Genomic DNA, 23,650 nt, shown 5'->3' on the forward strand with positions numbered 1-23,650 from the left:
GTTGCCGGCAGCTTAGCCGGCCGGTTCGCGGGGGCATTGGCCGCCCGGCGGCGGTGCATGCCGAAACGGCCAATCTCCCGCCTTGAGCCATACGGGAAAAGCCGCCTAAGATGGCCGCGCCCCGGCTGACAAGAACTCGAACGATGCTGCGTGATCTGACCGACGATGCGGCGCTGATGCGCCCGGTAATCGACGCCCTGCGTGCCAGCGGCACCGATCCCGCCCGGGTACTGGCGCGGGTCGGCCTGCCGGCGGACCGGTTGCCCGCCGGGCGCTTTCCCCATTCGGCCCAGGCGTTGTTCTGGCGCGCCGCGGCCGAAGAATGCGGCGAGGAACACGTCGGCCTGCACCTGGCACGGCACCTGCCGGCTTTCCATGGCTTGCTGCTCGAATACCTGTTCCTCTCCAGCCCGACCTTTGGCGATGGCCTGCGCCATGCCCTGCGCTACGTGCGGTTGCTCTCCGACAGCCTGAGCGCGCGGCTGGAGATCGATGGCGACTGCGCGAGCCTGATCATCGGCATGGCGCCGGGCACGCCCCGGCATTTCCCGGAAATGCTTGCCGGAGCGGTGATCCGCCTATTCGATGCACTCACCGAGGGCGACTTCAGGCCTCGTGCCGTGGAGCTGAGCCACGCACAGGGGGCGCCGCTGGCCTACTACGAAGACGTTTACGGCTGTCCGGCCCGGCTCGATGCCGGGCGTAACGCCCTGCTGTTCGATGCCGCGGTGCTGGCCAAGGCCTCGCGCCATGCGGCGCCGGAGCTGCTGCGGGTGCATGAATCCCTGGCGCGCCGGCAACTGACCGAGGTGGAGCGGCTGGACCTGGTGCGCCAGGTGCGCGAGCTGATCGCCGAACTGCTGGTGGCCGACGGCGCGACCCTGGAGCAGGTCGCCGCGCGCCTGGAGATGCCGGCCCGGCGCCTGCGCGAGCGCCTGGCGGTCGCCGGAGTGCGCTTCAACGACCTGGTCACCGACTACCGCTGCCGGTTGGCCAAGGAACTGCTGCTGAAGACCGACGAGCGCATCGAGGTGATCGTCGAGCGCACCGGCTTTTCCGAGCCGAGTACCTTCTATCGCGCGTTCAAGCGCTGGGTCGGGGAGACGCCGGTGGAGTTCCGCAAACGCGGGCAACTGATCCGGGGGGAGGGCGGGTGAGCCCCGCCGTTCGCCAGTTGGCCCACGGCTGAAGCGGTCGTTATGCCCCCAGCAGGCTCTGTCCGCATACCCTGAGTACCTGGCCGCTGACCGCGCCCGAGCCGGGTTGGGCGAACCAGGCCACCGCCTCGGCGACATCCTGCGGCTGGCCGCCCTGGCTCATGGCGTTCATGCGCCGGCCGGCTTCGCGAATGGTGAAGGGAATGGTGGCGATCATTTGCGTTTCGATAAAACCCGGCGCCACTGCGTTGATGCTGATGCCGCGCTTGGCCAGCAGCGGTGCCCAGCCCTGGGCCAGGCCGATCAGCCCGGCCTTGCTCGCCGCGTAGTTGCTCTGCCCGAGGTTGCCGGCAATGCCGCTGATGGAAGCGAGCAGCACGATGCGCCCGTCGTCGTGCAGCTTGCCGGCGTCCAGCAGGGCCTGGGTCAGGCGCTGCGGGGCGTGCAGGTTGACGTCGATCACCGCGTCCCAGAACGCCTCGCTCATGTTCGCCAGGGTCTTGTCGCGGGTGATGCCGGCGTTGTGCACGAGGATATCCACCCCCTCCGGCACGGCGTCGAGCAACTGTTGCGGCGCCTCCTCGGCGCAGATGTCGAGGGCGACGGCACGACCGCCCAGGCGACCGGCGAGGGCCTCCAGCGCCTGGCCGGCCTGCGGCACGTCGAGCAGCACCACCTCGGCGCCGTCACGGGCCAGGGTTTCGGCGATGGCCGCGCCGATGCCGCGGGCCGCGCCGGTGACCAGCGCCTTGCGCCCCGCCAGCGGCCGGCTCCAGTCCTTCACCCGGGAGGCACACGGCGCCAGGCGCAGCACCTGGCCGGAGACGTAGGCGCTCTTCGGCGAGAGGAAGAAGCGCAGCGCGCCTTCGAGCTGGTCTTCCGCGCCCTCGCCAACATACAGCAACTGCGCGGTGCCGCCCCGGCGCAGCTCCTTGCCGAGGGAGCGGGTGAAACCCTCCAGGGCACGCTGGGCGCTGGCGGCGAACGGATCGTCGAGGGTTTCCGGCGGGCGCCCGAGCACCACCACATGGGGGCATTGCGCCAGACTGCGCATGGCCGGCTGGAAGAACTCGCGCAGCGAGCGCAACTGGTCTGCGCTGGCGATGCCGCTGGCATCGAAGACCAGCGCCTTGAGCTTCGGCCCGTGTTCGGCGGTCCAGCGTTCGAGGCCGCACATGCCCTCCTCGGCGGCGAAGGCTTGGTCGCACAGCCGCTGCAGGAAACTGCCGACCACCTCGGTCAAGGCGCCGCCGCCGAGCAGTAGCGCGCCGTCCACCGGGCGGCTGCGACCGCTGGCCCAGCGCTCCAACGGCACCGGCGAGGGCAGGCCGAGGGCTCCCACCAGGCGTTTGCCGAAGTAGGAGTTGGCGAGTTGCACATAGCGGTCGGACATGGGAACGGGCTCCTGGCCTTGAGTCTAAAGTGGGACCACTGTACCCGGCCGCCTGTTGCAAACATTGACCGGCCTGCTCTCGCGCACGGCGGAACGGCCAATGGCAAGTCCTGCGCAGCGACTAGGCTGGTAGCCATTCACGTCCCGCTAGGAGTTCCCATGAGCCAACTGCGTCGCGTCGCCATCGTCGGCGGTAACCGCATTCCCTTCGCCCGTTCCAACGGCGCCTACGCCTCGGCCAGCAACCAGGACATGCTCACCGCCGCACTCGAAGGCCTGGTGGAGCGCTTCAACCTGCACGGCCTGCGCCTGGGCGAGGTGGCGGCCGGCGCGGTGCTCAAGCACTCCCGCGACTTCAACCTGACCCGCGAATGCGTGCTCGGCTCGCGGCTGGCACCGGAAACCCCGGCCTACGACATCCAGCAGGCCTGCGGCACCGGCCTGGAGGCGGCGATCCTGGTGGCCAACAAGATCGCCCTCGGCCAGATCGACTGCGGCATCGCCGGCGGCGTCGACACCACCTCGGACGCGCCCATCGGCGTCAGCGAAGGGCTGCGGCAGATCCTGCTGGAGGCCAATCGCGGCAAGACCACCGGCGACAAGCTCAAGACCCTGCTGAAGCTCCGCCCGGGACACCTGAAACCGGAGATTCCGCGCAACGGTGAGCCACGCACCGGCTTGTCGATGGGCGAGCATTGCGAGCAGATGGCGAAGACCTGGGCGATTCCCCGCGACGAGCAGGACCGCCTGGCCTTCGACAGCCACCACAAGCTCGCCGCCGCCTACGCCGAGGGCTGGCACAACGACCTGCTGACCCCTTTCGGCAACCTCAGCCGCGACCAGAACCTGCGCGGCGATATCAGCCTGGACAAGCTCGCCAGCCTGAAGCCGGCGTTCGACAAGAGCGGCCAGGGTACGCTCACCGCCGGCAACTCCACCCCGCTGACCGACGGCGCCTCGGTGGTGCTGCTGGCCAGCGAGGAGTGGGCCAAGGCGCGGGGCTTGCCGGTGCTGGCCTACTTCCGGGACGGCGAGGCGGCGGCGGTGGACTTCGTCAAGGGCGAGGAGGGCCTGCTGATGGCGCCGGCCTATGCGGTGCCGCGGCTGCTGGCGCGCAACGGGCTGAGCCTGCAGGACTTCGACTACTACGAAATCCACGAGGCGTTCGCTGCCCAGGTGCTGTGCACGCTCAAGGCCTGGGAGGACGCCGACTACTGCCAGCGCCGCCTCGGCCTGGATGCACCGCTGGGCGTCATCGACCGGGCCAAGCTGAACGTCAAGGGCAGCTCCCTGGCCGCCGGGCACCCCTTCGCCGCCACGGGCGGGCGCATCGTCGCCAACCTGGCCAAGCTGCTGTCCGTGGCGGGCGAGGGGCGCGGGTTGATCTCCATCTGCGCCGCCGGCGGCCAGGGCGTGACGGCGATCCTCGAGCGGTAATCCAATAGGCGTGGCGGCTTGCCGCTACGCGATGCGACAACTCTGTGTTGGCGGCTCCGTTTCGGCGGAGCCGCTTTTTTATGGCCGTCAGGGCGGGCTGGCCGGCGCACCGCGTCAGGCGCTGCCCAGCCGCTGAACCCGAATGTCGCTGATGCCCAGTTCCTCGGCCCGGCGCTCCAGGCTGAAGCGCAGGTTGTCTTCCCAGGTCGCATCCTCCAGCACTTGCGGCTCGGTCAGGTGCTTGAGCAGCAGTTGCAGCCGCACCTGGTCCAGGGTCGGCTCGTCGAATTCGTCCAGGGTCAGCGAGTCGGCCTTGCCGTTGATGCGGTAGTCGATCAGGTAGCGCTGCAGTGTTTGCATGGTGGGCTCCCGTGGCGTGGCGGTCGCCTATTCGACCGGCGGGAGCCGCGAGGTTTCCTGGTCGTCAGGACTGCTCGCGGTCCAGCAGCGCACTCTTGCGCTGCACGCCCCAGCGATAGCCGCCGAGCGCGCCGCTGGCGCCGACCACCCGGTGGCAGGGCACCAGCAGGCCGACCGGGTTGCTGGCGCAGGCGCGAGCGATGGCCCGCGGGTGGCTGTCGAGTTCGGCCGCCAGCTCGCCATAGCGACGGGTCTGGCCGGCCGGGATTTGCGCCAGCGCGCGCCAGACCCGTTGCTGGAACACGCTGCCGCGCAGGTCCAGCGGCAGGTGGGCGGCGCGCTCGGGTTCGTCGATCTGTGCGAGCACGGCACGCAACCAGTCGCCGAGGCCCGCATCGTCGCGGCTCAGCTCGGCGGCGGCGAAGCGCTGGCGCAGTTCGGCTTCCAGGCTGCCGGCGTCGTCGCCGAACAGCAGCGCGCAGACGCCCTGGGCGCTGGCCGCCAGTAACAGCAGGCCGAGCGGGCAGGGGGCGATGGCGTAGCGCAGGTGCTCGCCGGCGCCCAGCTTGCGGCGCTTGGCCGGGCTCAGTGCCGCGGGTTGCTGATAAAGCGCGCGGGTGCCGGAGTAGCCGGCCGCCAGTGCCGCCTCGAGCACCGAGTCGGCCTGCGGCAGGTTGGCTTCCAGGCGCGCCTGGCGGCGGGCGTCGGCCCAGGCCTTGGGCGTCAGCCCGGTGCGCGCCTTGAAGGCGCGGGCCAGGTGCGACGGCGACAGGCCGATGCGTGCCGCCAGTTGGGTCAGGTTCGGCGGGGTTTCCTCGTCAAGCAGGCGACAGGCGGCAGCGACCAGGGCGTCGAGCTGCTCGGCCGGGCTCGGCCCGTTGGGCGCGCACCGCCGGCAGGGGCGAAAACCGGCGGCTTCGGCGTCGGCCGGTGCCGGATGGAAGGCCACGTTGTCGCGCTGCGGTCGCCGCGCCGGGCAGCTCGGTCGGCAGTAGATGCCCGTGGAGCGCACGGCGAAGACGAAGCGGCCGTCGAAGCCGGCGTCGCGGTCGCAGACGGCTTGCCAGTAGCGGTCGTAGTCGAGCATGGCGGGACTCTCCAAAGGCGATGGGGCCATTGTCGGCCGCGCATCGGCGCCTGCCAATGCGAATCCCGCTTTCAAACCGTGCTCGCCGAGTGGCGGCTACGCTTAAGGCAAAACGTTTTTCACCCGAGGCGTCTATGGGGTTTCGCGTGCTGCTGTTCTGCGGACTGTGCTGGTGCGCCGGCTTGTCCTGGGCCGCCGGGTCCCAGCAGGCGGAGCCGATGGCCTTGTCGGTGGGCGAACGGGCCTGGGTGGCGGAGCACCCCACACTGCGCCTGGGCATCTACCGCAGCGGCTGGCCGCCGTTCGATATCGTCAGCGAGACGGGCGGATACAGCGGGCTCAGCGCCGACTATCTGAAAGCGTTGACCCAGCGCCTGGGCGTGCAGGTGGAAACGGTGCTGTTCGACGACTGGGGCGCGGCCCAGCGCGCCCTGCGCCGCAAGCAGGTCGACCTGTTGCCCTCGGTGGCGCAGACCCCGGAGCGCCAGGCCTACATGGCCTTCACCGAACCCTATCTGGTCAGCAGCAGCCTGATCTTCACCCGCCCGGAGGTGCCGCTGCAGGGGCTGAGCGACCTGGCCGGCAAGCGCGTCGCCATCGAGCGCGATTATGCCCTGCAGGAGTTGCTCGGCTCACGGGTGCCGGAAGCGGTGCTGGTGGAGACGCCGGATACCGAGGCGGCGCTGCGGGCGGTGTCCTCGGGGCGCGCCGATGCCTATGTCGGCAACATGATCGTCGCCAGCTACCTGATCCGCCTGCATAACCTGACCAACCTGGAGCTGCGTGGCGAGACAGGGCTGGCCGGCAGTGAGATCCGCTTCGCCGTGCGGCGCGACTGGCCGGTGCTGGTGACCCTGCTCAACACGGCGCTCGACCAGCTCGACAGCGGCGAGCGGCAGGCGATCAACGAACGCTGGTTGCCGCCGCTGACCCAGTTCGACTGGGCCAAGGCGGTGCGCCTGTCCTGGCCGTTCGGCCTGGCCCTGCTGGCACTGGTGGTGTTCGTACTGGTGTGGAACCGCCGCCTGGCAGTACAGATCGCCGAGCGCCAGCGCGTCGAAGCCGAGGCGCAGCGGCAACGCAGCACGCTGCTGACGCTGGTCAACGCGATTCCCGATCCGATCTGGTTCAAGGACGCCGACGGCCGTTACCTGGGCGCCAACCAGGCATTCGCCGACCTGCTCGGGCGCTCGCCGGACAGCCTGCAGGGGCGCCGCGACGAGGAACTGCTGCCTGCCGCCTGGGCCGAGGCGCGCAAGCAGCACGACCAGGCGGCTTTCGCCGCTGGCCAGCCGTTCGAGAGCGAGGGCTGGTCGGTCTACCCGGATGGCCGTCGGGTGCTGTTCGACACCCTGCGTGCCACCTTCACCGACGACCAGGGCCGCCTGCTCGGGCTGGTCGGGGTCAGCCGCGACATCACCGCGCGCAAGGAGGCGGAGGACGCCCTGGCACGAGCCAAGGAGCTGGCCGAGGAGGCGGCGCGGTTGAAGTCGGACTTCCTCGCCAACATGAGCCATGAAATCCGTACGCCGATGAACGCCATCATCGGCCTGTCCCACCTGGCCTTGAAGCGGGTCCAGGACGCGCAGCAGCGTGACTACCTGAGCAAGGTGCAGCAGGCCGGGCAGCATCTGCTCGGCATCATCAACGACATTCTCGACTTCTCGAAGATCGAGGCCGGGCGGCTGAGCATCGAGCGCATCGAGTTCGACCTGCAGCAGGTGCTGGAGAACCTCGCCGGCCTGCTCGGCGAGAAGGCCGCCGACAAGGGGTTGGAACTGGTGTTCAACCTCGATCCGCGGGTGCCGCTGGACCTGCTGGGCGACCCGCTGCGCATCGGCCAGATCCTGATCAACTTCGCCAACAACGCGGTCAAGTTCACCCAGCGCGGCGAGGTCGAGGTGCTGGTGCGGGTCGAGGAACAGAGTGCCGATAGCGTGTTGCTGTACTTCGGCGTGCGCGACACCGGCATCGGCCTCAGCGCCGAGCAGCAGGAACGCCTGTTCCAGCCGTTCCAGCAGGCCGACGGCTCGACCACTCGCCAGTACGGCGGCACCGGCCTCGGCCTGGCGATCTGCGCGAGCCTGGCCGAGGCCATGGGCGGCCGGGTCGGGGTGGAGAGCGTGCCCGGTCGCGGCAGCCTGTTCTGGTGCCGCTTGCGCCTGGGGATCGCCACCCAGCGCCGGCGCGAACTGCTGCCCCAGGCCAACCTGCGCGGGCGCCGGGTACTGGTGGTGGACGACAACGATGTCGCCCGGCAGATGCTCGTCGAAATGCTCCAGGGCATGACCTTGCGCGTCGACGGCGTGGCCTCCGGGCTGGAGGCGCTCTCGGAGGTGCAGCGCGCCGCGGCGGACCGGGAACCCTACGAACTGCTGTTGCTGGACTGGCAGATGCCGGGCATGGACGGCCTGGAGACCGCGCGGCATATCGCCGGCTTCGACCTGCGTCCGCCGCCGGTGGTGCTGATCATCACCGCCTACGGTCGCCAGGAAGTGCTGCAGAGCGCGCACAAGGCCGGCGCCCAGGACGTGCTGCTCAAGCCCGTCAGCGCCACCGTGCTGCTGGAGGCGGTGAGCCACAGCCTCGGTGGGCAGCGGCCGCGCCTGGCTCTGGTGGAAACGCATGTCCCGCCGCAGTTTTCCGGCCAGCGCGTGCTGTTGGTGGAGGACAACCTGCTCAACCAGGACGTCGCCCGCGGCCTGCTCGACGAAGTCGGCCTGCAAGCCGAGGTGGCGGAAAACGGCGAGATTGCCCTGCAGCGCCTGCAGGACAGCCCGGATGGCTACTTTGCGCTGGTGCTGATGGACATGCAGATGCCGGTGCTCGACGGCCTGGAGGCGACCCGCCGGTTGCGTCGCCAGCCGCGCTTCGCCGGCCTGCCGATCATTGCCATGACCGCCAACGTGCAGCAGGCCGCTCGCCAGCGCTGCCTGGATGCGGGCATGAACGACCACCTGGCCAAGCCGCTGGAGCCGGCGGCGCTCTGGAACATGCTCAGCCATTGGCTGCAATTGCCGCAGCGGCCGGCCGCCGTCGCGCCCCAGGTGGTGCCGAGTTGGCGGCTGCCGGGGGTGAACACCGAGGCCGGCCTGCGCCGGGTCCTGGGCAAGCCCGCGCTGTACCAGGCGCTGCTGGACAAGTTCGTCGCCAGCCAGCGCAGCGTTCCCGCGCAGCTTCGGGCGGCGCTGGAGAACGGCACGCCGGAAGCCGCCGAACGGCTGGCCCACAGCCTCAGGGACCAGGCGGCCAACCTCGGCGCCGAAGACTTGGCGGCCCAGGCTGGCGCGCTGGAAACCGCGCTCAAGGATGGCGCCGACCTGGCCGAGCTACAGGGGGCACTGGGCGAGCTGGAGGCCAGCCTGCGGACGTTGGTCGAGGCCATCGAGGCGCAGATGCCGGCGCCCAGCAGCCGTCAGCAGGGGCAGGTCGACCCGCAGGCCCTGGGCGGCCTCTGCGAGCACCTGGCGCGCCTGTTCGCCAACAACGACCCGCGTGCCGGCAAGCTGTTCGCCGAGCGCGAAGAACTGCTGCGCCGCGCGTTCGACGAGCGCTATGCCGAGATCGAGACGGCGGTGCGCGGCTATGATTTCGAAACCGCGCTGGTGGCCCTGCGCGATGCGGCCCGGCAATGGCGCATCAGCATCTGAGCGGCCGCCGGTGTGGCGGGCGCCGCTGTGGCCGCGCCGGGAACTTTCCGTGCCGGGTGGATAGAACCCACGCGGCGATTGCCGTAACCTGCGCGCCTTGACCGCCACCGACAGGAACCGCGTACCCGCCGATGAAAACGCCGAAACGACTGGAGCCGCTGCTCGAGGATGGCCTGATCGATGAAGTGCTGCGCCCGCTGATGAGCGGCAAGGAAGCGGCCGTCTACGTGGTGCGCTGCGGTTCCGAGTTGCGCTGCGCCAAGGTCTACAAGGAAGCTGCCAAGCGCAGCTTCAAGCACGCCGCCGAGTATCAGGAAGGCCGCAAGGTACGTAACAGCCGCGACGCTCGAGCCATGGCGCGGGGCTCCAAGTACGGTAAGCGCGAGCAGGAAGAGGCCTGGCAGAACGCCGAGGTCACCGCGCTGTTCCGCCTCGCCAGCGCCGGCGTGCGCGTGCCCGAGCCGTTCGACTATGTCGATGGCGTGCTGCTGATGGAGATGATCGACGACGGCTACGGCGATGCGGCACCGCGCCTGAACGACGTGGTGCTGGAGCCGGAAGACGCCCGCGAGTTCCATGCGTTCATGATCCGCGAGATCGTCAAGATGCTCTGCGCTGGCCTGGTGCATGGCGACCTGTCGGAATTCAATGTGCTACTCGACCCCGAGGGGCCGGTGATCATCGACCTGCCGCAGGCGGTGGACGCTGCGGCCAATAACCATGCCTTCAGCATGCTCGAACGCGATGTCGGCAACATGGCCGCCTATTTCGGCCAGTTCGCTCCGGAGTTGAAGTTCACCCGTTACGCCAAGGAAATGTGGGCGCTGTTCGAAGACGGCAAACTGACGCCGGATACCCCGCTGACCGGCGAGTTCGCCGATCCCGAGGATGCCGCCGACGTCGAGGCGGTGATGCGCGAGATCAAGGCAACCCTGGCCGAACAGGCGCGCCGCGAGGCCCTGCGCAACGCCGAGGACGAGCCGAAGGACGCCGAGCCGCCGCCACCCTGGCTGCGCTAGCGCACGTAGTCGCGCATCGCCGCGCTCAACCAGTCCATGAACACCTGCACGCGGCGGGACAGGTTGCGTCGGTGCGGGTAGAGCAGCGATACCGGCATCGGCGCGGCCCGGTACTGCGGCAGCACTTCCACCAGGCGCCCGGCTTGCAGATGCGGCCAGGCGCCGCTGAGCGGCACCTGAATCAGGCCGAGCCCGGCCAGGCAGGCATGGGTATAGGCATCGGTGCTGTTCACCGTGATCGCGCCGGCCATCTCCAGGCAGCGCACCTCTTCGCCAGCGACGTACTCCCAGCCGAGCGGTTTGCTGCCCAGGGTCGTCACGTAGTGCACCAGGCGGTGCGTGGCCAGGTCCTCCAGCGACTGCGGCACGCCGTGGGCGGCGAGATAGGCCGGGCTGGCGCAGTTCACCTGGGTCAGCTCGCCCAGGGGCCGGGCGATGATGCCCGAGTCGCTCAGGCTGCCGACCCGCACCACGCAGTCGAAGCCCTCCCGCACCAGGTCGACCCGGTGGTCGCTGCAGCTCAGTTCCAGCTGCAACTGCGGATACTGCGCGAGGAACGCCGGTAGCCGCGGTAGCAGCAGTTCCCGCGCCAGGGCGTGGCTCATGTCCACCCGCAGGCGTCCGCTGAGCTGGCCGGCGCCGTATTGGAACATCGACTCGAGTTCATCCATCTCCGCCAGCAGGTCCTTGCAGCGCTCGTAGCAGGCGAGGCCGTCCTGGGTCAGCTGCACGCGACGCGTGGTGCGTTGCAGCAGGCGCGTGCCCAGGTGGCTCTCCAGCTGCTGCACGGCGCTGGACACACTGGCCTTGGGCAGGCCGAGGCTGTCCGCTGCCTTGGTGAAACTGGCCAGTTCGGCAACCCGCACGAACAGGCGCATGCCGTTCAATCGGTCCATGGTGCGCTCTTATTGTCTGCGTGAGCTGAACAGTCTATCCGGTTTCTGGTGGTTTATTCGGGTATTGAAGGGCAATAGCCTGGCGTGGTCCTTCCCTGCCATCGACGAGGAACCCTTCCATGAACCGCAAGATCGCCATCGTGACTGGAGCCAGCCGTGGGCTGGGCAAGAGTGCCGCGCTGCACCTGGCCCGTCAGGGCCATGACCTGATCGTCACCTACCGCAGCGGCGCGGCCGAGGCGGCCGGCGTGGTCGCGCAGGTCGAAGCGCTGGGCGGCCGCGCCGTTGCCCTGCAACTGGACGTGGCCGACAGCGCCAGCTTCATCGGCTTTGCCCAGCAAGTGCGCGGGGCGTTGCACGGCATCTGGCAGCGCGAGCGTTTCGATGCGCTGGTGAACAACGCCGGAATCGGTATTCATGCCGCCTTCACCGAGACCAGCGAGGTGCAGTTCGACCAACTGATGAATATCCACCTCAAGGGCACCTTCTTTCTGACCCAGCGCCTGCTGCCACTGCTGGCCGACGGCGGTGCCATCCTCAACGTCTCCAGCGGCCTGACCCGCTTCAGCCTGCCGGGCTATGCCGCCTATGCGGCGATGAAAGGCGCGGTGGAGGTGCTCAGCCGCTACCTGGCCAAGGAACTTGGCCCGCGGGGCATTCGCGTCAACGTCATCGCGCCCGGGGCGATCGAGACCGACTTCGGCGATGGGCAGGTGCGCGACGACCCGCAGATCAACGCCTTCATCGCCGGGCAGACCGCCCTGGGCCGGGTCGGCCTGCCGGAGGACATCGGCCGCGCGGTGGCCCTGCTGTTGTCGGATGACGGCCGCTGGATCAACGCCCAGCGCATCGAGGCGTCCGGCGGCATGTTCGTCTGAGCACCCGCCGCGGCGCCACCGAACTTGACCCTTCGCGCCTGGCCGCCGATCCTTGGCGGATCTTCAGCAGTCCCGAGACGGAGTGAATGCCATGAAAGGCCAGGCGCAGGTCGTCGAATACCTCAAAGAGTTGCTGCGCGGCGAGTTGGCGGCGCGTGACCAGTACTTCCTGCATTCGCGCATGTATGCCGATTGGGGGTTCGCCAAGCTCTACGAGCGCATCAACCACGAGATGGAGGAGGAGACCGAGCACGCCGATGCGCTGCTGCGGCGCCTGCTCTTCCTCGAAGCCACGCCGGACATGACCCCCGATGCGATCCATCCCGGGCAGACCGTGCCGGACATGCTGCGCAGCGACCTGGCGCTGGAGTACAAGGTGCGCGCCGCCCTGGCCAAAGGCATCGCCCTGTGCGAACAGCACGGCGACTACCCGACCCGCGACATCCTCCAGGCCCAGCTCAAGGACACCGAGGAAGACCACGCCTACTGGCTGGAACAGCAACTCGGCCTGATCGACCGGGTCGGCCTGCAGAACTACCTGCAATCTCAGGCCTGACTTCATCCCCTTTCTGAGCAAGGACGCTCATCGATGCACCCGCCACCTACCTGCTGGCCAGTCAGCGCAACGGCACACTCTACGTGGGGGTGACCTCGTCCCTTGTGCAACGCATCTGGCAGCACCGCGAAGGACTGGTCGAGGGCTTCACCCGTCGCCATGGGGTGAAGCTGCTGGTCTGGTACGAACTGCACGAGAGCATGGCGGCGGCCATTACCCGTGAGAAGCAAATCAAGGAATGGAAACGCGCCTGGAAGATTCGCCTGATCGAAGAGAGGAATCCGCGCTGGCGGGATTTGTATCCGGAGATTCTTTAGCGGTCGGGAGTGAAGCGGAGACGCTGGAGACTGCGCACTGCCTGTCCTGGATACCGGCCTTCGCCGGTATGGCGGAACTGGAGGGGTGCACGGTGGCAGGAAGCCCAGTGCGGCTTGCAGGCTGCTCGGACGCCTTTTTCGGCAAGCACTCGCAAGCCCGTCTCCCCGGCGTAGGCCGGGGCCCAGGGGCAGGCGGGTTTGGTGCTTCAGGTATTCGCGCCGCTGTCGGTTTTAAATGGTGAAGATGGCACCGAGTTGCCTGTCTCCTGGATACCGGCCTTCGCCGGTATGACGGGCTGGGAGCACGTAGCATCGGGAAGTGTCGCGTTGCTTGAGCATGCCTATAGGCTGCATCGGAATTCATTTTTTCTTCGGACCCCGCCAACCCGTCTCCCCGGCGCAGGCCGGGGTCCAGGGCGGGCGGGTTTGGTGCTTCAGGTATTCGCGCTGCTGTCGGTCTTGAATGGTGAAGATGGCACCGAGTTACCTGCCCTCTGGGTACCGGCCTTCGCCGGTATGACGGGCTGGAGGGTGTGCGGTGGCAGGAAGCCCAGTGCGGCTTGCAGGCCCCGTGGAGACCTTTCTCGGCAAGTACTCACAGGCCCGTCTCCCCGGCGAAGGCCGGGGTCCAGGGCAGGCTGGTTTGATGTTTCAGGTATTCGGGGCCCAGGGCGGGTTTGGTGCTTCAGGTATTCGCGCCGCTGTCGGTCTTGAGCGGTGGAGATGGTACCGAGCTGCCTGCCCTCTGGGTACCGGCCTTCGCCGGCATGACAGGGCTGAGGGACACGTAGCAGTGGGAGACCTCGCAATGCTTGAACGTGCCGACAAGCTGCTCGGTAAGTCGTTTGTTTCCTCGGACCCGCCGGCCCGTTACCCCGGCGAAGGCCGGAGGCGGGTGGGCGTTTCCTGCATTTGCCGGGCTTCAATGAGCCGACCGATCCAAATAACGCCGGGCATGCCGGCGCACCAGGTGCCCGCCGTTCAATCTGTTACTCCGCGACTGTACCCATACATCCGTCGTGCGAGCTGCTAGCGTGCAGCCACCGTTGTTGGAGCGCTTGCCATGTCCCCCTCGCACGTCCTGTTGGCGTTGCTGGTTACCCTGGTCTGGGGTGTCAATTTCGTGGTCATCAAGGTCGGCCTGGAGGACTTTCCGCCGCTGCTGTTCTGCGCCTTGCGTTTCGCCCTGGCGGCCACGCCGTTGTTGATTCTGCGTGGGCCGCTGCCGGCGCCCTGGTGGCGCATCGTGCAGATCGGGTTGCTGCTGGGAGTGATCAAGTTCGGCCTTGTGTTCGTCGGCATGAAGGTCGGCATGCCGGCCGGACTGACGTCGCTGGTACTGCAGAGCCAGGTGTTCTTCACCCTGCTGATCGCCGCGCTGTTGCTTGGCGAGCGTCCCGGCCGGCGCAGCCTCCTGGGCTTGCTGCTGGCGGCCTCGGGGCTGGTATTGATCGGCCTGGAGCGGCCGCTGGGCGACAGCCTGCTGGCCTTCCTGCTGGTGATCGGCGCGGCGCTGGCCTGGGCGTTTTCCAATATCGCCACCAAGCGCGCCGGGGCCAGCGACATGCTGCGGCTGATCTGTTGGGTCAGCCTGGTGCCGCCTTTGCCGCTGCTTGGCCTGTCGCTGGTCTTCGAAGGGCCGCAGGCGATCGGCGTGGCCTTTGCCCAGGCCACACTGGGCGGATATGCCGCGCTGCTGTTCGTCGCGTTCGGCGCCACTACTGTCGGCTACGGCATCTGGAGCTTTCTGCTGGGCCGCTATCCGGCCAGCGTGGTGACCCCGTTCGCCCTGGCGGTGCCGATTTCCGGCCTGCTGTCCGGCTGGCTGCTGCTCGGCGAGCAGTTGAGCCCGGCCAGCCTGCTGGCCTGCGGGATCGTCTTCGTCGGGCTGGCCATCACGATCCTGCCCAAAGGGTTGCTGGCGCGGGTCTTCAGTGGCAGCCGCCGCCCGTTTCCAAGTCCTTGAGGATCGGGCAGTCGGGGCGATGATCGCCCTGGCAGTGGTCGACCAGCACCTGCAGGGTGTCGCGCAGGCTGGCGAGCTCGGCGATCTTGCGGTTGAGGTCGTCGATATGGGCGCCGGCCAGGGCCTTGACGTCGGCGCTGGCGCGTTCCCGGTCCTGCCAGAGCGTGAGCAGCTTGCCGACCTCCTCCAGGGAGAAGCCCAGGTCCCGCGAGCGCTTGATGAAGGCCAGCCGATGCAGATCGTCGTCGCTGTAGCGGCGATAGCCGTTGTCGCTGCGCAAGGCCGGCGTCAGCAGCCCGATGGACTCGTAGTAGCGGATCATCTTCGCGCTGAGGCCGCTGCGCTGGGCGGCTTGGCCGATATTCATGGATACCTCCGTTCTATAACCGCCTATTTGGGTGCTCTGCCTCTGTAGGGGCGAATTTGTTCGCCTGGCTGAGCCCCGGTTAGGCGAATGATTTCGCCCCTACATGTCATGGTTTCCAGCGCTTGAGCAGCAGGGCGTTGCTCACCACGCTGACGCTGGATGCCGCCATGGCGGCGCCGGCGATCACCGGGTTGAGCAGGCCGAAGGCCGCCAGCGGAATACCCACCAGGTTGTAGATGAAGGCCCAGAACAGGTTCTGGCGGATCTTCGCATAGGTACGCCGGCTGATTTCCAGAGCCGCCGGTACCAGGCGCGGGTCGCCGCGCATCAGGGTGATGCCGGCGGCGTGCATGGCAACGTCGGTACCGCCGCCCATGGCGATGCCGACGTCCGCCGCGGCCAGCGCCGGGGCGTCGTTGATGCCGTCGCCGACCATCGCCACCAGTGCGCCGTCGCGCTTCAGCGCCGCCACCACCGCTGCCTTGTCGGCCGGCAGCACTTCCGCGTGCACGTCGTCGATGCCCAGCGCCTTGGCCACCACCCGCGCGCTGCCGCGGTTGTCGCCGGTGATCAGGTGGCTGCGGATGTGCCGCTGGCGCAACGCGTTGACCGCCTGCTCGGCCCCTTCCTTGAGGCTGTCGCCAAAGGCGAACAGGCCGAGTACCCGCGGCTGTGGCTGGCGTTCGATCAGCCAGGACAGGGTGCGGCCCTCTGCTTCCCAGGCGTGCGCCTGTTCGGCCAGCTCGCCCGGTTGCAGGCCGCTGTCCTCCAGCAGCCGGCGATTGCCCAGCGCCAGGTCGCGGCCGTCCAGCATGCCGGCGATGCCGCGCCCGCTCAGGGCCTGGCTGCGCTGCACCTCTGGCACGCGCAGCGCGCGCGCCTCGCAGGCGTCCAGCACCGCCTTGGCCAAGGGGTGTTCACTGCCGCGTTGCAGGCCGCCAGCCAGGCGCAACAGTTCGCCTTCGTCGCCAGTGGCGGCCTGCAGGTGCACGATGCGCGGCGTGCCGGAGGTGAGGGTGCCGGTCTTGTCGAAGGCCACTGCGGTCACTCCGTGGGCGATCTCCAGGGCTTCGGCATCCTTGATCAGGATGCCGTGGCGCGCTGCTACACCGGTGCCGGCCATGATCGCCGTCGGCGTGGCCAGGCCGAGGGCGCAGGGGCAGGCGATCACCAGCACGGCGACGGCATTGATCAGCGCGACCTCCACCGTCGCGCCTGCCAGCAGCCAGCCGCCAAGGGCCGCGAGGGCGATCAGCAGCACCGCGGGCACGAATACCTGACTGACCCGGTCCACCAGCTTTTGGATCGGCGCCTTGGCCGCCTGGGCGTCTTCCACCAGGCGAATGATGCGCGCCAGCACGGTTTCTCCTCCCAGCGCGGTGACGCGTACCAACAGCCGGCCTTCGCCGTTGATGGCGCCGCCGGTGACCGCATCGCCGGGCTGCTTGGGCACCGGCAGGCTTTCCCCGCTGATCAGCGCCTCGTCGGCCTGGCTTTCGCCGTCGAGCACCTCGCCGTCCACCGGGAAGCGCTCGCCGGGGCGCACGACGACCTCGTCGCCCAGGTGCAGGTCGGCGATGGCGACCTCTTCCTCGCGGCCGTCCACCCGTCGCCGGGCGCGGTCCGGGCGCAGCGCTTCGAGGGCGCGGATCGCCTCGCTGGTTTTGCGCTTGGCGCTGCTCTCCAGGTACTTGCCGAGCAGCACCAGGGCGATGACCACCGCCGAGGCTTCGAAGTACAGGTGCGGCATTTGCCCGGCCGGTGCGGCCCACCACTGGTACAGGCTCAGGCCGTAGCTGGCGCTGGTGCCGAGGGCGACCAGCAGGTCCATGTTGCCGCTGCCGGCGCGTAGCGCCTTCCAGGCGGCGACGTAGAAGCGTGCGCCGAGCAGGAACTGCACCGGGGTGGCGATGACGAACTGCAGCCAGGGCGGCAGCATCCAGTGCTGGCCGAGCAGGTCGGCCAGCATCGGCACCACCAGCGGCAGCGCCAGCAGCAGGCCGGCGATCACGGCCAGGCGTTCGCGGCGCAGGCGCCGCTCGGCATCGTCGCCGCTGCGGGAGGCGTCCAGCAGGCGGGCTTGATAGCCGGCGGCCTCGACCGCCGCGATCAATCGGCGGCTGTCGACCTCGCCGAGCACCTGCAAATGGGCACGTTCGCTGGCCAGGTTGACGCTGACAGTCTGCACGCCGGGGACCTTGAGCAGGGCCCGTTCGATGCGCCCGGCGCAGCTGGCGCAGGTCATGCCGCCGAGGGCCAGCTCCAGGCGTCGGCTGGGCACGCGGTAACCGGCGCCTTCGATGGTTTCGATCAGGGTGGAGAGCGGAACGTCCCGGCTCTCGATGCGGGCCTGTTCGCGGGCCAGGTTGACCTGCGCCTGGCTGACGCCCGGAACCTGGAGCAGGGCGCGTTCGATGCGTCCGGCGCAGGAGGCACAGGTCATGCCCTCGATGGGCAGGTCGATGGGGGCGGTGTCCGGCATGGATGTCTCCTCTCGGTTTTGCGCCATGATCAACCTTTACCTTATGGCAAGGTCAAGCCGGTGCGGCGATCGCTCCGAAGGACTTGACCTTGCCACGATGGCAAGCTCGAAGCTGGCATCGGCATTCGAATTTGGAGGAGTGAAGCCATGCAGATTCTGAAGGTGAACGGCATGTCCTGCGGGCATTGCGTACGGGCCATCACCCGCGCCGTGCAGGCCCGCGACCAGGCGGCGGAGGTGCAGGTCGACCTCGGCGCCGGCGAGGTGCGGGTAGCCAGTCGGCTGTCGCTGGAGCAGTTGCTGGAGGCGGTGCGCGAGGAGGGCTACCAGGCCAGTGCGGCGTGAGGGCAGTTTCTCGTCGCTTCGTCTACCTGCTCTGCTACTGGTCGCGTAGCGCTGGATTGCGCGGGCTTCCTGCGGGCTCGGCGCCGCCCTCTCCCCAGAAGGGAGAGGGGGCTGTTCGAGCTACCGATAGCGCTAGTCTTCGGCCAGGGCACGATGGGGTTGCCCTTTGGGGAAATTCGCCGGCGCGTCCTGCGCATCGTGGGCATCATCGCCACGGCATCGAGCAATTGCAGAATGCGTCATTCATGGCCGAGGGGCGCCGTCGGGGCGTGGCGCGAGCGTGTAGACTGCGGCTTTGACCGGCTGCGAGTGATTCATGAGTCTGCGCATTCTGCTGATCCTCGGCGCGCTCTGCGCCTTCGGGCCCCTGGCCGTCGATTTTTACCTACCGAGCTTCCCTACCTTGGCCAGGGTGTTCGCCACCGATGTCGAGCATGTGCAGCTGTCCCTGGCGTCGTACTTCGCCGGACTGGCCATCGGCCAACTGGCCTACGGGCCGCTGGCCGACCGCTTCGGCCGGCGTGGTCCCTTGTTGTTCGGTGTCTGCCTGTTCGTCCTGGCCTCCTTTGCCTGCGCCGTCGCGCCGAGCCTGGAATGGCTGATCGGTGCGCGCTTCGTCCAGGCCCTCGGCGGCTGCGCCGGCATGGTGGTGACCCGTGCGGTGGTGCGTGACCTGTGCCAGCCGGTGGATGCGGCCAGGGTGTTTTCGCAACTGATGCTGGTGATGGGCGTGGCGCCGATACTCGCGCCGCTGGGCGGTGGCTGGCTGCTGGCCGCCTTCGGCTGGCAGTCGATCTTCTACGGCCTGGCGCTGTTCGGCACGCTGGCGGTGTTGGGCGTCGCCCTGTGGCTGCCGGAGACTCTCGATGCCAGCGCCCCGCGCGCGCCGTTGCGTGGCACCGGCAGGCGCTATCTGGGTCTGCTGGGTGACCGTGAGTTTCTTGCTTTTGGCCTGTCCGGCGGAGTGGCGATGGCCGGCATGTTCGCCTACATCGCTGGTTCGCCGTTCGTCTTCATCGAGCTGTATGGCGTGCCGGCGGAGCACTACGGCTGGCTGTTCGGCAGCAATGCGGCGGGTTTCATCCTGGCCGGGCAGCTCAATGCGCGGTTGCTGCGCTTTCGCGGCCCGGCGTTCTGGCTGCGGCGCATGGTCTGGTTGTACCTGGCCAGCGCGCTGGTTCTGCTGGCATTGGCCGCGCTGCGTCCGGCCTCTCTCTGGCCGCTTTTGATTCCGCTATTCCTGTGCATCTCCAGCCTCGGTTGCATCATCCCCAATGCCACCGCCTGCGCCATGGCCAAGCAGGGCCACCAGGCCGGCAGTGCCTCGGCGTTGATGGGCAGCCTGCAATTCTGCGTGGCCGCCGGCGCCTCGGCCCTGGTCGGCGCCCTGCACGACGGCAGTGCGGTGCCGATGGCACTGGTGATCGGCCTGTGCGGCCTGGCCTCTGCGCTGCTGGCCTGGTACAGCGGTCAGTTGGAAGCACGCAGCGCGGCGGGGCAATCCTAGGCGGTGGCATCGTTGGGCTTCGTCGCTGTGCTCCTCAACCGCAACCTACCTGTGTGTCCCGGTCCAGTTCCGCCAGACGGCCTTCGATAAAGCGTCGCTCCGGCTCCTGCCGGGTCAGGCCGAGGGCGGTCTGGTAGGCGGCGCGGGCTTGGGGGGCGTCACCCAGGCGCCGGTAGAGGTCGGCTCGGGCGGCGTGGGCCAGGTGGTAGTCGCGCAGTTCGCCACGGGCGAGGATGGCATCGATCAGTGCCAGGCCGGCTGCGGGGCCGTCGTGCATGGCCACAGCCACGGCACGGTTGAGCTCGACGACCGGCGAGGGGGCGACCCGGCCTAGCACGTCGTAGAGACCGGCGATCTGTGCCCAGTCGGTCGCGGCGGCGTCGCGCGCCTCGGCATGCACGGCAGCGATCGCCGCTTGCAGGGTGTAGGGGCCGATGCGTCGCGAGGCCAGGGCGCGCTCGACCAGGTCGATGCCGTCGGCGATCAGGGCCGGGTTCCATTGCGAGCGGTCCTGCGCGTCCAGCAGGATCAACTGGCCATCGGCGCCCGTGCGCGCGTGGCGGCGCGACTCGTGCAGCAGCATCAGCGCCAGCAGGCCCATGGCTTCCGGTTCCGGCAGTAGCTCGACCAGCAGACGGCCGAGACGGATCGCCTCGCCGCAGAGTTCGGCGCGGGTCAGGCTGTCGCCGGAGGAGGCCGAGTAGCCTTCGTTGAACACCAGGTAGATGACCCGCAGCACGCTGTCCAGCCGATCCGGCAGCTCCGCCCGCGAGGGCACCTGATAGGGAATGCGGGCGTCGCGGATCTTCGCCTTGGCGCGCACGATGCGCTGGGCGATGGTGCTCGGTGTGGCAAGGAAGGCGCGGGCGATTTCCTCGGTCTTCAGGTCGCAGACCTCGCGCAGGGTCAGCGGTACCTGGGCATCCGCGGCGAGGGCCGGGTGGCAGCAGGTGAAGATCAGCCGCAGGCGATCGTCCTCCACGTCGTCATCCTCGCCAACGGCGACCGCCTCGCTGTCGATCTCCAACTGCTGGGCGATGGAGGCCAGGGAGGCGTCGAAACGCGCCCGGCGGCGCAGGCTGTCGATGGCCTTGAAACGCCCGGCCGACACCAGCCAGGCCCGCGGATTGGCCGGCAGACCGTCGCGCGGCCACTGCTCGACCGCGGCGATGAAGGCGTCGTGCAGCGCTTCCTCGGCGCGGTCGAAATCGCCCAGCAGGCGGATCAGGGTGGCGAGCACGCGGCGCGACTCTGCGCGATAGATCGCCTCAACCGTGCTGTGAATACCCGCCGCGCTCATCGATCATCCTTTGCCGTCATGGTTGCAGTTCGAGCGCCTTCATCGTCTCGATATCGAACGGTGCCGAGAAGTGCTCGTGCACCACCTGCCAGCTGCCGCCGCTCTTACGATAGCCGATGGTCACCCGCATCCAGTGCGATTGCATCGCACCGTCCGGCCCAGGGCCGCCGCAGTTGACCAGTCCATGGCCGAAGGCCACGTCGTTGCTGGCGGAAATCTGGAACTCGTGAAAATCGAAGGCCATCGGGCCGGTGCCGGCCGGGCACATCTCGAAGCAGGCCTGCCAGTGCTTGCGGTAGGCCTCCTTGCCCTTGAATTGCAGCGCGAGGATGGCGTCGAAGGCGACGATGTCCGGGGCGTAGGGGGCGACGATGCCGTCGATATCCTTGGCCAGCACGGCCTTCCTCCAGCGTTCCAGCAGCTCGCGGATTTCGGCTTCGGCGCTGGCTTTGGCGGTATCGATGTTCATGCTGTTTTCTCCTCTTCCGTGGTATTCAGCCGCAGCAGGCGGCTTTGGCGGGGGCGTCTGCATAGCGGTCGTGGTGGCGCACCCAGTTCATGATTTCGGTCTCGTTGCGGCCCTTGGGCGTCAGGTCGAGGACGTTGTAGGCGCCGACCAGCAGGTCGAGGCCGCGGGCGTAGGTCGAGTAGGTGTGGAAGATCTCGCCGGCCGGGTTCTTGTAGAACACGCTGAGGCCGGGCATGTCCTCGCCGGGATTGGCGCTGGCCTCGTAGTTGTACACCGCGCTGCCGGCGGCGATTTCCTCCGGGGAGGCGGCGACCTGGAAGTCGTGGTTGAAGTCGCTGCCGTGGGACGATACCCACGCGAAGTGCCAGCCCATGCGCTCCTTGAAGGCGGCGAACTCGCGCCAGGGCGCGCGGGACACGGCGACCAGGGAAATGTCGTGGTGGGCCAGGTGCAGGTTGGCGCCGTCGAAGTGGTCGGCGAGGAACGAGCAGCCGGAGCAACCTTCCTGCCAGCCGGGGCCGAACATGAAGTGGTAGACGACCAGTTGGCTGCAACCGCCGAACAGCTCGGCGAGGGTCTGGCGGCCGTCGGGGCCGTCGAAGCTGTAGGCCTGGTCGATGCGGACCCAGGGCAGGGCGCGGCGTTCGGCGCTGAGCTGGTCGCGCTGGCGGGTGAAGGCTTTCTCCCGCAGCAGGTGCTGGCGGCGCTCGGCCAGCCATTCCTGCCGCGAGACGACGCGGGGTTGGGGGCGTTCGATGTTGTCGGTCATGACGACTGTCCTCGGTTGGGGCAATGCTTCGCCCGGCTGCGAAAGTGCGGCGCTAGGCTTGGCCGTACCGCTCGTACAGCGGGCGGACTTCGACACAGCCCAGGCGCCCTGGAGGAATCTTCGCGGCGATCTGGATCGCCTCGTTGAGGTCCCGGGCATCGATCAGATAGAAGCCGGCGAGCTGTTCCTTGGTTTCGGCGAACGGGCCGTCGGTAATCGACAATCGGCCGTTCTGCAGGCGCAGGGTGGTGGCGGTGTCGGTGCCCTGCAGGCGTTCGGCGGCGAGGCACTGGCCGTGCTGGCGCAGGCTGTGTTCGTAGCTGTCGCACTCGTCCGCCACCGCCGCCAGTTGCTCGGCAGGCACGGTCGCCAGCTTGTTTTCCTCGATGTAGATCAGGCACAGGTACTTCATGGCGGTCTCCCTTGCGTTGGTTTCATCCCTAGTCGTTCGGCGATTTGCCAGATCGACAGATTGCGGTGGTCAGAGGTGCAAAGTAGACGAACGGTAGGAAAGATAAAGCGAGGCGCCGCTGGCGGGGCTCGCCGGGCAGAGTGCGACGGGCTGCACGGATCGCTGCGGTCGTCTCGACGGTTGCCGACTTGCCGCTGTCTATACTGGCTTCATTGTCGAACCGATGAGTTCCGCTCCCATGCTGTTGCGCTTTCTGCTGCTCTTGCTGTTATCCGGCCTGGTCCAGGCGCAAGATGAATCGCGGCGACTCACGCTGAGCACCCTGGAATGGCCGCCCTATGTCGGCAGCGAGTTGCCTGGCGGCGGCTATGTGGAAAAGGTGGTCACCGCGGCCCTGCAGCAGGTCGGTTGGCAGGTGCAGATCGGCAGTTATCCCTGGGCGCGAACCCTCAAGCTGGCTCGCGAAGGCCGCGTCGATGGGCTTTTTCCCGAATACTACGCGCCAGCGCGGCGTGAGGATTTCCTGTTCTCCGACCCGATCCCCGGCGGTCCGGCGGGGTTGATGCAGCTCAGCGACAGTGACTTCGCCTTCGCCGCCGATCCGCAGGCAGATCCGGGTTCGGCTTTCGCTCCGCTGCGCGGGCTGCGGGTCGGGCTGGTGCGGGACTACCTGAACCATCCGCTGCTGGACGAGGGTGAGCTGGTTCGCCGCTCCTACAGCGTGACCGATCTGCAGAATATCAAGCGGCTGCTGGCCGGCCGGGTCGACCTGATCTACATCGACTACAAGGTTGCCGAGTACCTCATCGAGCGCCATCTGCCGCAAGCCAAGGGCCAGCTGCAGCCTGTGCTGCCGCCTCTGTACCGCAAGGATCTGCACGTGATCATCTCCCGTTCGGCGCCGAACGCCGAGGCCAAGCTGGCGGCCTTCAACGAAGGGCTGCGCAAGCTGCGGGAAAGCGGGGAGCTGCAGAGGCTGATGAATGAATTCGGCCTTTGAGCCGGCGCGCCGAACCGAGGTGGGCATGAACACCGGCGCCAGGAAGCGCCTACCCACCTACCCTGGACCCCGGCCTTTGCCGGGGCACCAGGTTCTAGCTGCCGGTAGAGCGCTCCCTGGCCGGCAGCCGGTGCGGTGCTTGCAGGCGCGCTTGCAGCGTGGCGACGAAGCGCTGTGCCTCGGGTTCGCTGCGAAAACTGACGCTGTGCTGGTCCAGGCGAACCTGCCAGCGGGTGCCCTGGGTGTCGGCGATCGGTTGAATGGCGATGTCCATGTGGCGTCC

Annotated in this window: 22 protein-coding genes; 11 read left to right on the forward strand and 11 right to left on the reverse strand. The window is 68.3% G+C overall.

The window, feature by feature from the left end; all coding sequences use genetic code 11:
- The first annotated feature begins 146 nt into the window (after nucleotides 1–146).
- Nucleotides 147–1,157, forward strand: a complete 1,011-nt coding sequence (locus ACWKV7_RS09655; RefSeq protein ID WP_483857503.1) for an AraC family transcriptional regulator — start codon at nucleotides 147–149, stop codon at nucleotides 1,155–1,157.
- A 40-nt stretch (nucleotides 1,158–1,197) separates the two neighbouring features.
- On the opposite strand, the gene ACWKV7_RS09660 is transcribed toward ACWKV7_RS09655, so the two are convergent.
- The gene (locus tag ACWKV7_RS09660) at nucleotides 1,198–2,550 is read right to left on the reverse strand and encodes a 3-oxoacyl-ACP reductase (RefSeq protein ID WP_483857445.1); all 1,353 of its coding nucleotides are present in this window, start codon (nucleotides 2,548–2,550) and stop codon (nucleotides 1,198–1,200) included.
- A 159-nt stretch (nucleotides 2,551–2,709) separates the two neighbouring features.
- Here ACWKV7_RS09660 and ACWKV7_RS09665 point away from each other — a divergent pair, with 159 nt between their 5' ends.
- A complete protein-coding gene (locus tag ACWKV7_RS09665; RefSeq protein WP_483857446.1) occupies nucleotides 2,710–3,987 on the forward strand; it encodes an acetyl-CoA C-acetyltransferase in 1,278 nt (425 codons plus the stop codon).
- Nucleotides 3,988–4,101: 114 nt separating this feature from the next.
- Here the strand turns inward: ACWKV7_RS09665 and ACWKV7_RS09670 are convergent, their stop codons facing one another.
- Complete coding sequence (locus tag ACWKV7_RS09670) at nucleotides 4,102–4,347, reverse strand: hypothetical protein (RefSeq protein ID WP_483857447.1); 246 nt, start codon at nucleotides 4,345–4,347, stop codon at nucleotides 4,102–4,104.
- A gap of 64 nt (nucleotides 4,348–4,411) precedes the next feature.
- Entirely contained in the window at nucleotides 4,412–5,434 is a 1,023-nt protein-coding gene (gene ada, locus ACWKV7_RS09675; RefSeq protein ID WP_483857448.1) for a bifunctional DNA-binding transcriptional regulator/O6-methylguanine-DNA methyltransferase Ada, read from the reverse strand.
- 134 nt (nucleotides 5,435–5,568) lie between these two features.
- Between ada and ACWKV7_RS09680 the strand changes: the two genes are divergently transcribed.
- Both ACWKV7_RS09680 and ACWKV7_RS09685 read left to right on the forward strand, forming a co-directional pair.
- The gene (locus ACWKV7_RS09680; protein ID WP_483857449.1) at nucleotides 5,569–9,084 is read left to right on the forward strand and encodes a response regulator; all 3,516 of its coding nucleotides are present in this window, start codon (nucleotides 5,569–5,571) and stop codon (nucleotides 9,082–9,084) included.
- A 131-nt stretch (nucleotides 9,085–9,215) separates the two neighbouring features.
- Nucleotides 9,216–10,103: a PA4780 family RIO1-like protein kinase gene (locus tag ACWKV7_RS09685; protein WP_483857450.1), complete on the forward strand. Its 888-nt coding sequence runs from the start codon at nucleotides 9,216–9,218 to the stop codon at nucleotides 10,101–10,103.
- On the opposite strand, the gene ACWKV7_RS09690 is transcribed toward ACWKV7_RS09685, so the two are convergent.
- On the reverse strand, nucleotides 10,100–10,999 hold the full coding sequence (locus tag ACWKV7_RS09690) for a LysR family transcriptional regulator (RefSeq protein WP_483857451.1): 900 nt from the start codon (nucleotides 10,997–10,999) through the stop codon (nucleotides 10,100–10,102). The genes ACWKV7_RS09685 and ACWKV7_RS09690 overlap by 4 nt on opposite strands.
- 119 nt (nucleotides 11,000–11,118) lie before the next feature.
- Between ACWKV7_RS09690 and ACWKV7_RS09695 the strand changes: the two genes are divergently transcribed.
- From ACWKV7_RS09695 to ACWKV7_RS09710, 4 genes are all read left to right on the forward strand, one after another.
- Nucleotides 11,119–11,877, forward strand: a complete 759-nt coding sequence (locus ACWKV7_RS09695) for an SDR family NAD(P)-dependent oxidoreductase (RefSeq protein ID WP_483857452.1) — start codon at nucleotides 11,119–11,121, stop codon at nucleotides 11,875–11,877.
- 91 nt (nucleotides 11,878–11,968) lie between these two features.
- Complete coding sequence (bfr, locus tag ACWKV7_RS09700; protein WP_483857453.1) at nucleotides 11,969–12,433, forward strand: bacterioferritin; 465 nt, start codon at nucleotides 11,969–11,971, stop codon at nucleotides 12,431–12,433.
- Between the two features lie 53 nt (nucleotides 12,434–12,486).
- Nucleotides 12,487–12,750: a GIY-YIG nuclease family protein gene (locus tag ACWKV7_RS09705; RefSeq protein ID WP_483857504.1), complete on the forward strand. Its 264-nt coding sequence runs from the start codon at nucleotides 12,487–12,489 to the stop codon at nucleotides 12,748–12,750.
- Between the two features lie 1,063 nt (nucleotides 12,751–13,813).
- The gene (locus ACWKV7_RS09710) at nucleotides 13,814–14,716 is read left to right on the forward strand and encodes an EamA family transporter (RefSeq protein WP_483857454.1); all 903 of its coding nucleotides are present in this window, start codon (nucleotides 13,814–13,816) and stop codon (nucleotides 14,714–14,716) included.
- Here ACWKV7_RS09710 and cueR read toward each other — a convergent pair.
- A complete protein-coding gene (cueR, locus tag ACWKV7_RS09715) occupies nucleotides 14,682–15,083 on the reverse strand; it encodes a Cu(I)-responsive transcriptional regulator (protein WP_483857455.1) in 402 nt (133 codons plus the stop codon). The two genes, ACWKV7_RS09710 and cueR, sit on opposite strands and share 35 nt — an antisense overlap.
- 106 nt (nucleotides 15,084–15,189) lie before the next feature.
- The gene (locus ACWKV7_RS09720) at nucleotides 15,190–17,565 is read right to left on the reverse strand and encodes a heavy metal translocating P-type ATPase (protein ID WP_483857456.1); all 2,376 of its coding nucleotides are present in this window, start codon (nucleotides 17,563–17,565) and stop codon (nucleotides 15,190–15,192) included.
- 147 nt (nucleotides 17,566–17,712) lie between these two features.
- Here ACWKV7_RS09720 and ACWKV7_RS09725 point away from each other — a divergent pair, with 147 nt between their 5' ends.
- Nucleotides 17,713–17,910, forward strand: a complete 198-nt coding sequence (locus ACWKV7_RS09725; RefSeq protein ID WP_483857457.1) for a heavy-metal-associated domain-containing protein — start codon at nucleotides 17,713–17,715, stop codon at nucleotides 17,908–17,910.
- A gap of 316 nt (nucleotides 17,911–18,226) precedes the next feature.
- Nucleotides 18,227–19,417, forward strand: a complete 1,191-nt coding sequence (locus tag ACWKV7_RS09730) for a Bcr/CflA family multidrug efflux MFS transporter (RefSeq protein ID WP_483857458.1) — start codon at nucleotides 18,227–18,229, stop codon at nucleotides 19,415–19,417.
- 34 nt (nucleotides 19,418–19,451) lie between these two features.
- Here ACWKV7_RS09730 and ACWKV7_RS09735 read toward each other — a convergent pair whose 3' ends face one another.
- The 4 genes from ACWKV7_RS09735 to ACWKV7_RS09750 are packed head-to-tail and all read right to left on the reverse strand — an operon-like array spanning nucleotide 19,452 to nucleotide 22,367.
- Nucleotides 19,452–20,702, reverse strand: a complete 1,251-nt coding sequence (locus tag ACWKV7_RS09735) for an RNA polymerase sigma factor (RefSeq protein ID WP_483857505.1) — start codon at nucleotides 20,700–20,702, stop codon at nucleotides 19,452–19,454.
- A 31-nt stretch (nucleotides 20,703–20,733) separates the two neighbouring features.
- A complete protein-coding gene (locus ACWKV7_RS09740; RefSeq protein ID WP_483857459.1) occupies nucleotides 20,734–21,186 on the reverse strand; it encodes a YybH family protein in 453 nt (150 codons plus the stop codon).
- 25 nt (nucleotides 21,187–21,211) lie between these two features.
- The gene (locus ACWKV7_RS09745; RefSeq protein WP_483857460.1) at nucleotides 21,212–21,955 is read right to left on the reverse strand and encodes a DUF899 domain-containing protein; all 744 of its coding nucleotides are present in this window, start codon (nucleotides 21,953–21,955) and stop codon (nucleotides 21,212–21,214) included.
- Between the two features lie 52 nt (nucleotides 21,956–22,007).
- Nucleotides 22,008–22,367: a YciI family protein gene (locus ACWKV7_RS09750; RefSeq protein ID WP_483857461.1), complete on the reverse strand. Its 360-nt coding sequence runs from the start codon at nucleotides 22,365–22,367 to the stop codon at nucleotides 22,008–22,010.
- Between the two features lie 238 nt (nucleotides 22,368–22,605).
- Here ACWKV7_RS09750 and ACWKV7_RS09755 point away from each other — a divergent pair, with 238 nt between their 5' ends.
- Complete coding sequence (locus tag ACWKV7_RS09755) at nucleotides 22,606–23,367, forward strand: substrate-binding periplasmic protein (RefSeq protein WP_483857462.1); 762 nt, start codon at nucleotides 22,606–22,608, stop codon at nucleotides 23,365–23,367.
- A 94-nt stretch (nucleotides 23,368–23,461) separates the two neighbouring features.
- Here ACWKV7_RS09755 and ACWKV7_RS09760 read toward each other — a convergent pair whose 3' ends face one another.
- Nucleotides 23,462–23,641: a hypothetical protein gene (locus ACWKV7_RS09760; RefSeq protein ID WP_483857463.1), complete on the reverse strand. Its 180-nt coding sequence runs from the start codon at nucleotides 23,639–23,641 to the stop codon at nucleotides 23,462–23,464.
- Nucleotides 23,642–23,650 lie beyond the last annotated feature (9 nt).

This window comes from Zestomonas ipomoeae (assembly GCF_057128665.1).

Bases quoted from the DNA above. Each gene is read 5' to 3' on its own strand.
- ACWKV7_RS09660 (WP_483857445.1), bottom strand. From the start codon at position 2,550: ATGTCCGACCGCTATGTGCAACTCGCCAACTCCTACTTCGGCAAACGC.
- ACWKV7_RS09665 (WP_483857446.1), top strand. From the start codon at position 2,710: ATGAGCCAACTGCGTCGCGTCGCCATCGTCGGCGGTAACCGCATTCCC.
- ACWKV7_RS09670 (WP_483857447.1), bottom strand. From the start codon at position 4,347: ATGCAAACACTGCAGCGCTACCTGATCGACTACCGCATCAACGGCAAG.
- ada (WP_483857448.1), bottom strand. From the start codon at position 5,434: ATGCTCGACTACGACCGCTACTGGCAAGCCGTCTGCGACCGCGACGCC.
- ACWKV7_RS09680 (WP_483857449.1), top strand. From the start codon at position 5,569: ATGGGGTTTCGCGTGCTGCTGTTCTGCGGACTGTGCTGGTGCGCCGGC.
- ACWKV7_RS09685 (WP_483857450.1), top strand. From the start codon at position 9,216: ATGAAAACGCCGAAACGACTGGAGCCGCTGCTCGAGGATGGCCTGATC.
- ACWKV7_RS09690 (WP_483857451.1), bottom strand. From the start codon at position 10,999: ATGGACCGATTGAACGGCATGCGCCTGTTCGTGCGGGTTGCCGAACTG.
- ACWKV7_RS09695 (WP_483857452.1), top strand. From the start codon at position 11,119: ATGAACCGCAAGATCGCCATCGTGACTGGAGCCAGCCGTGGGCTGGGC.
- bfr (WP_483857453.1), top strand. From the start codon at position 11,969: ATGAAAGGCCAGGCGCAGGTCGTCGAATACCTCAAAGAGTTGCTGCGC.
- ACWKV7_RS09710 (WP_483857454.1), top strand. From the start codon at position 13,814: ATGTCCCCCTCGCACGTCCTGTTGGCGTTGCTGGTTACCCTGGTCTGG.
- cueR (WP_483857455.1), bottom strand. From the start codon at position 15,083: ATGAATATCGGCCAAGCCGCCCAGCGCAGCGGCCTCAGCGCGAAGATG.
- ACWKV7_RS09720 (WP_483857456.1), bottom strand. From the start codon at position 17,565: ATGCCGGACACCGCCCCCATCGACCTGCCCATCGAGGGCATGACCTGT.
- ACWKV7_RS09725 (WP_483857457.1), top strand. From the start codon at position 17,713: ATGCAGATTCTGAAGGTGAACGGCATGTCCTGCGGGCATTGCGTACGG.
- ACWKV7_RS09730 (WP_483857458.1), top strand. From the start codon at position 18,227: ATGAGTCTGCGCATTCTGCTGATCCTCGGCGCGCTCTGCGCCTTCGGG.
- ACWKV7_RS09740 (WP_483857459.1), bottom strand. From the start codon at position 21,186: ATGAACATCGATACCGCCAAAGCCAGCGCCGAAGCCGAAATCCGCGAG.
- ACWKV7_RS09745 (WP_483857460.1), bottom strand. From the start codon at position 21,955: ATGACCGACAACATCGAACGCCCCCAACCCCGCGTCGTCTCGCGGCAG.
- ACWKV7_RS09750 (WP_483857461.1), bottom strand. From the start codon at position 22,367: ATGAAGTACCTGTGCCTGATCTACATCGAGGAAAACAAGCTGGCGACC.
- ACWKV7_RS09755 (WP_483857462.1), top strand. From the start codon at position 22,606: ATGCTGTTGCGCTTTCTGCTGCTCTTGCTGTTATCCGGCCTGGTCCAG.
- ACWKV7_RS09760 (WP_483857463.1), bottom strand. From the start codon at position 23,641: ATGGACATCGCCATTCAACCGATCGCCGACACCCAGGGCACCCGCTGG.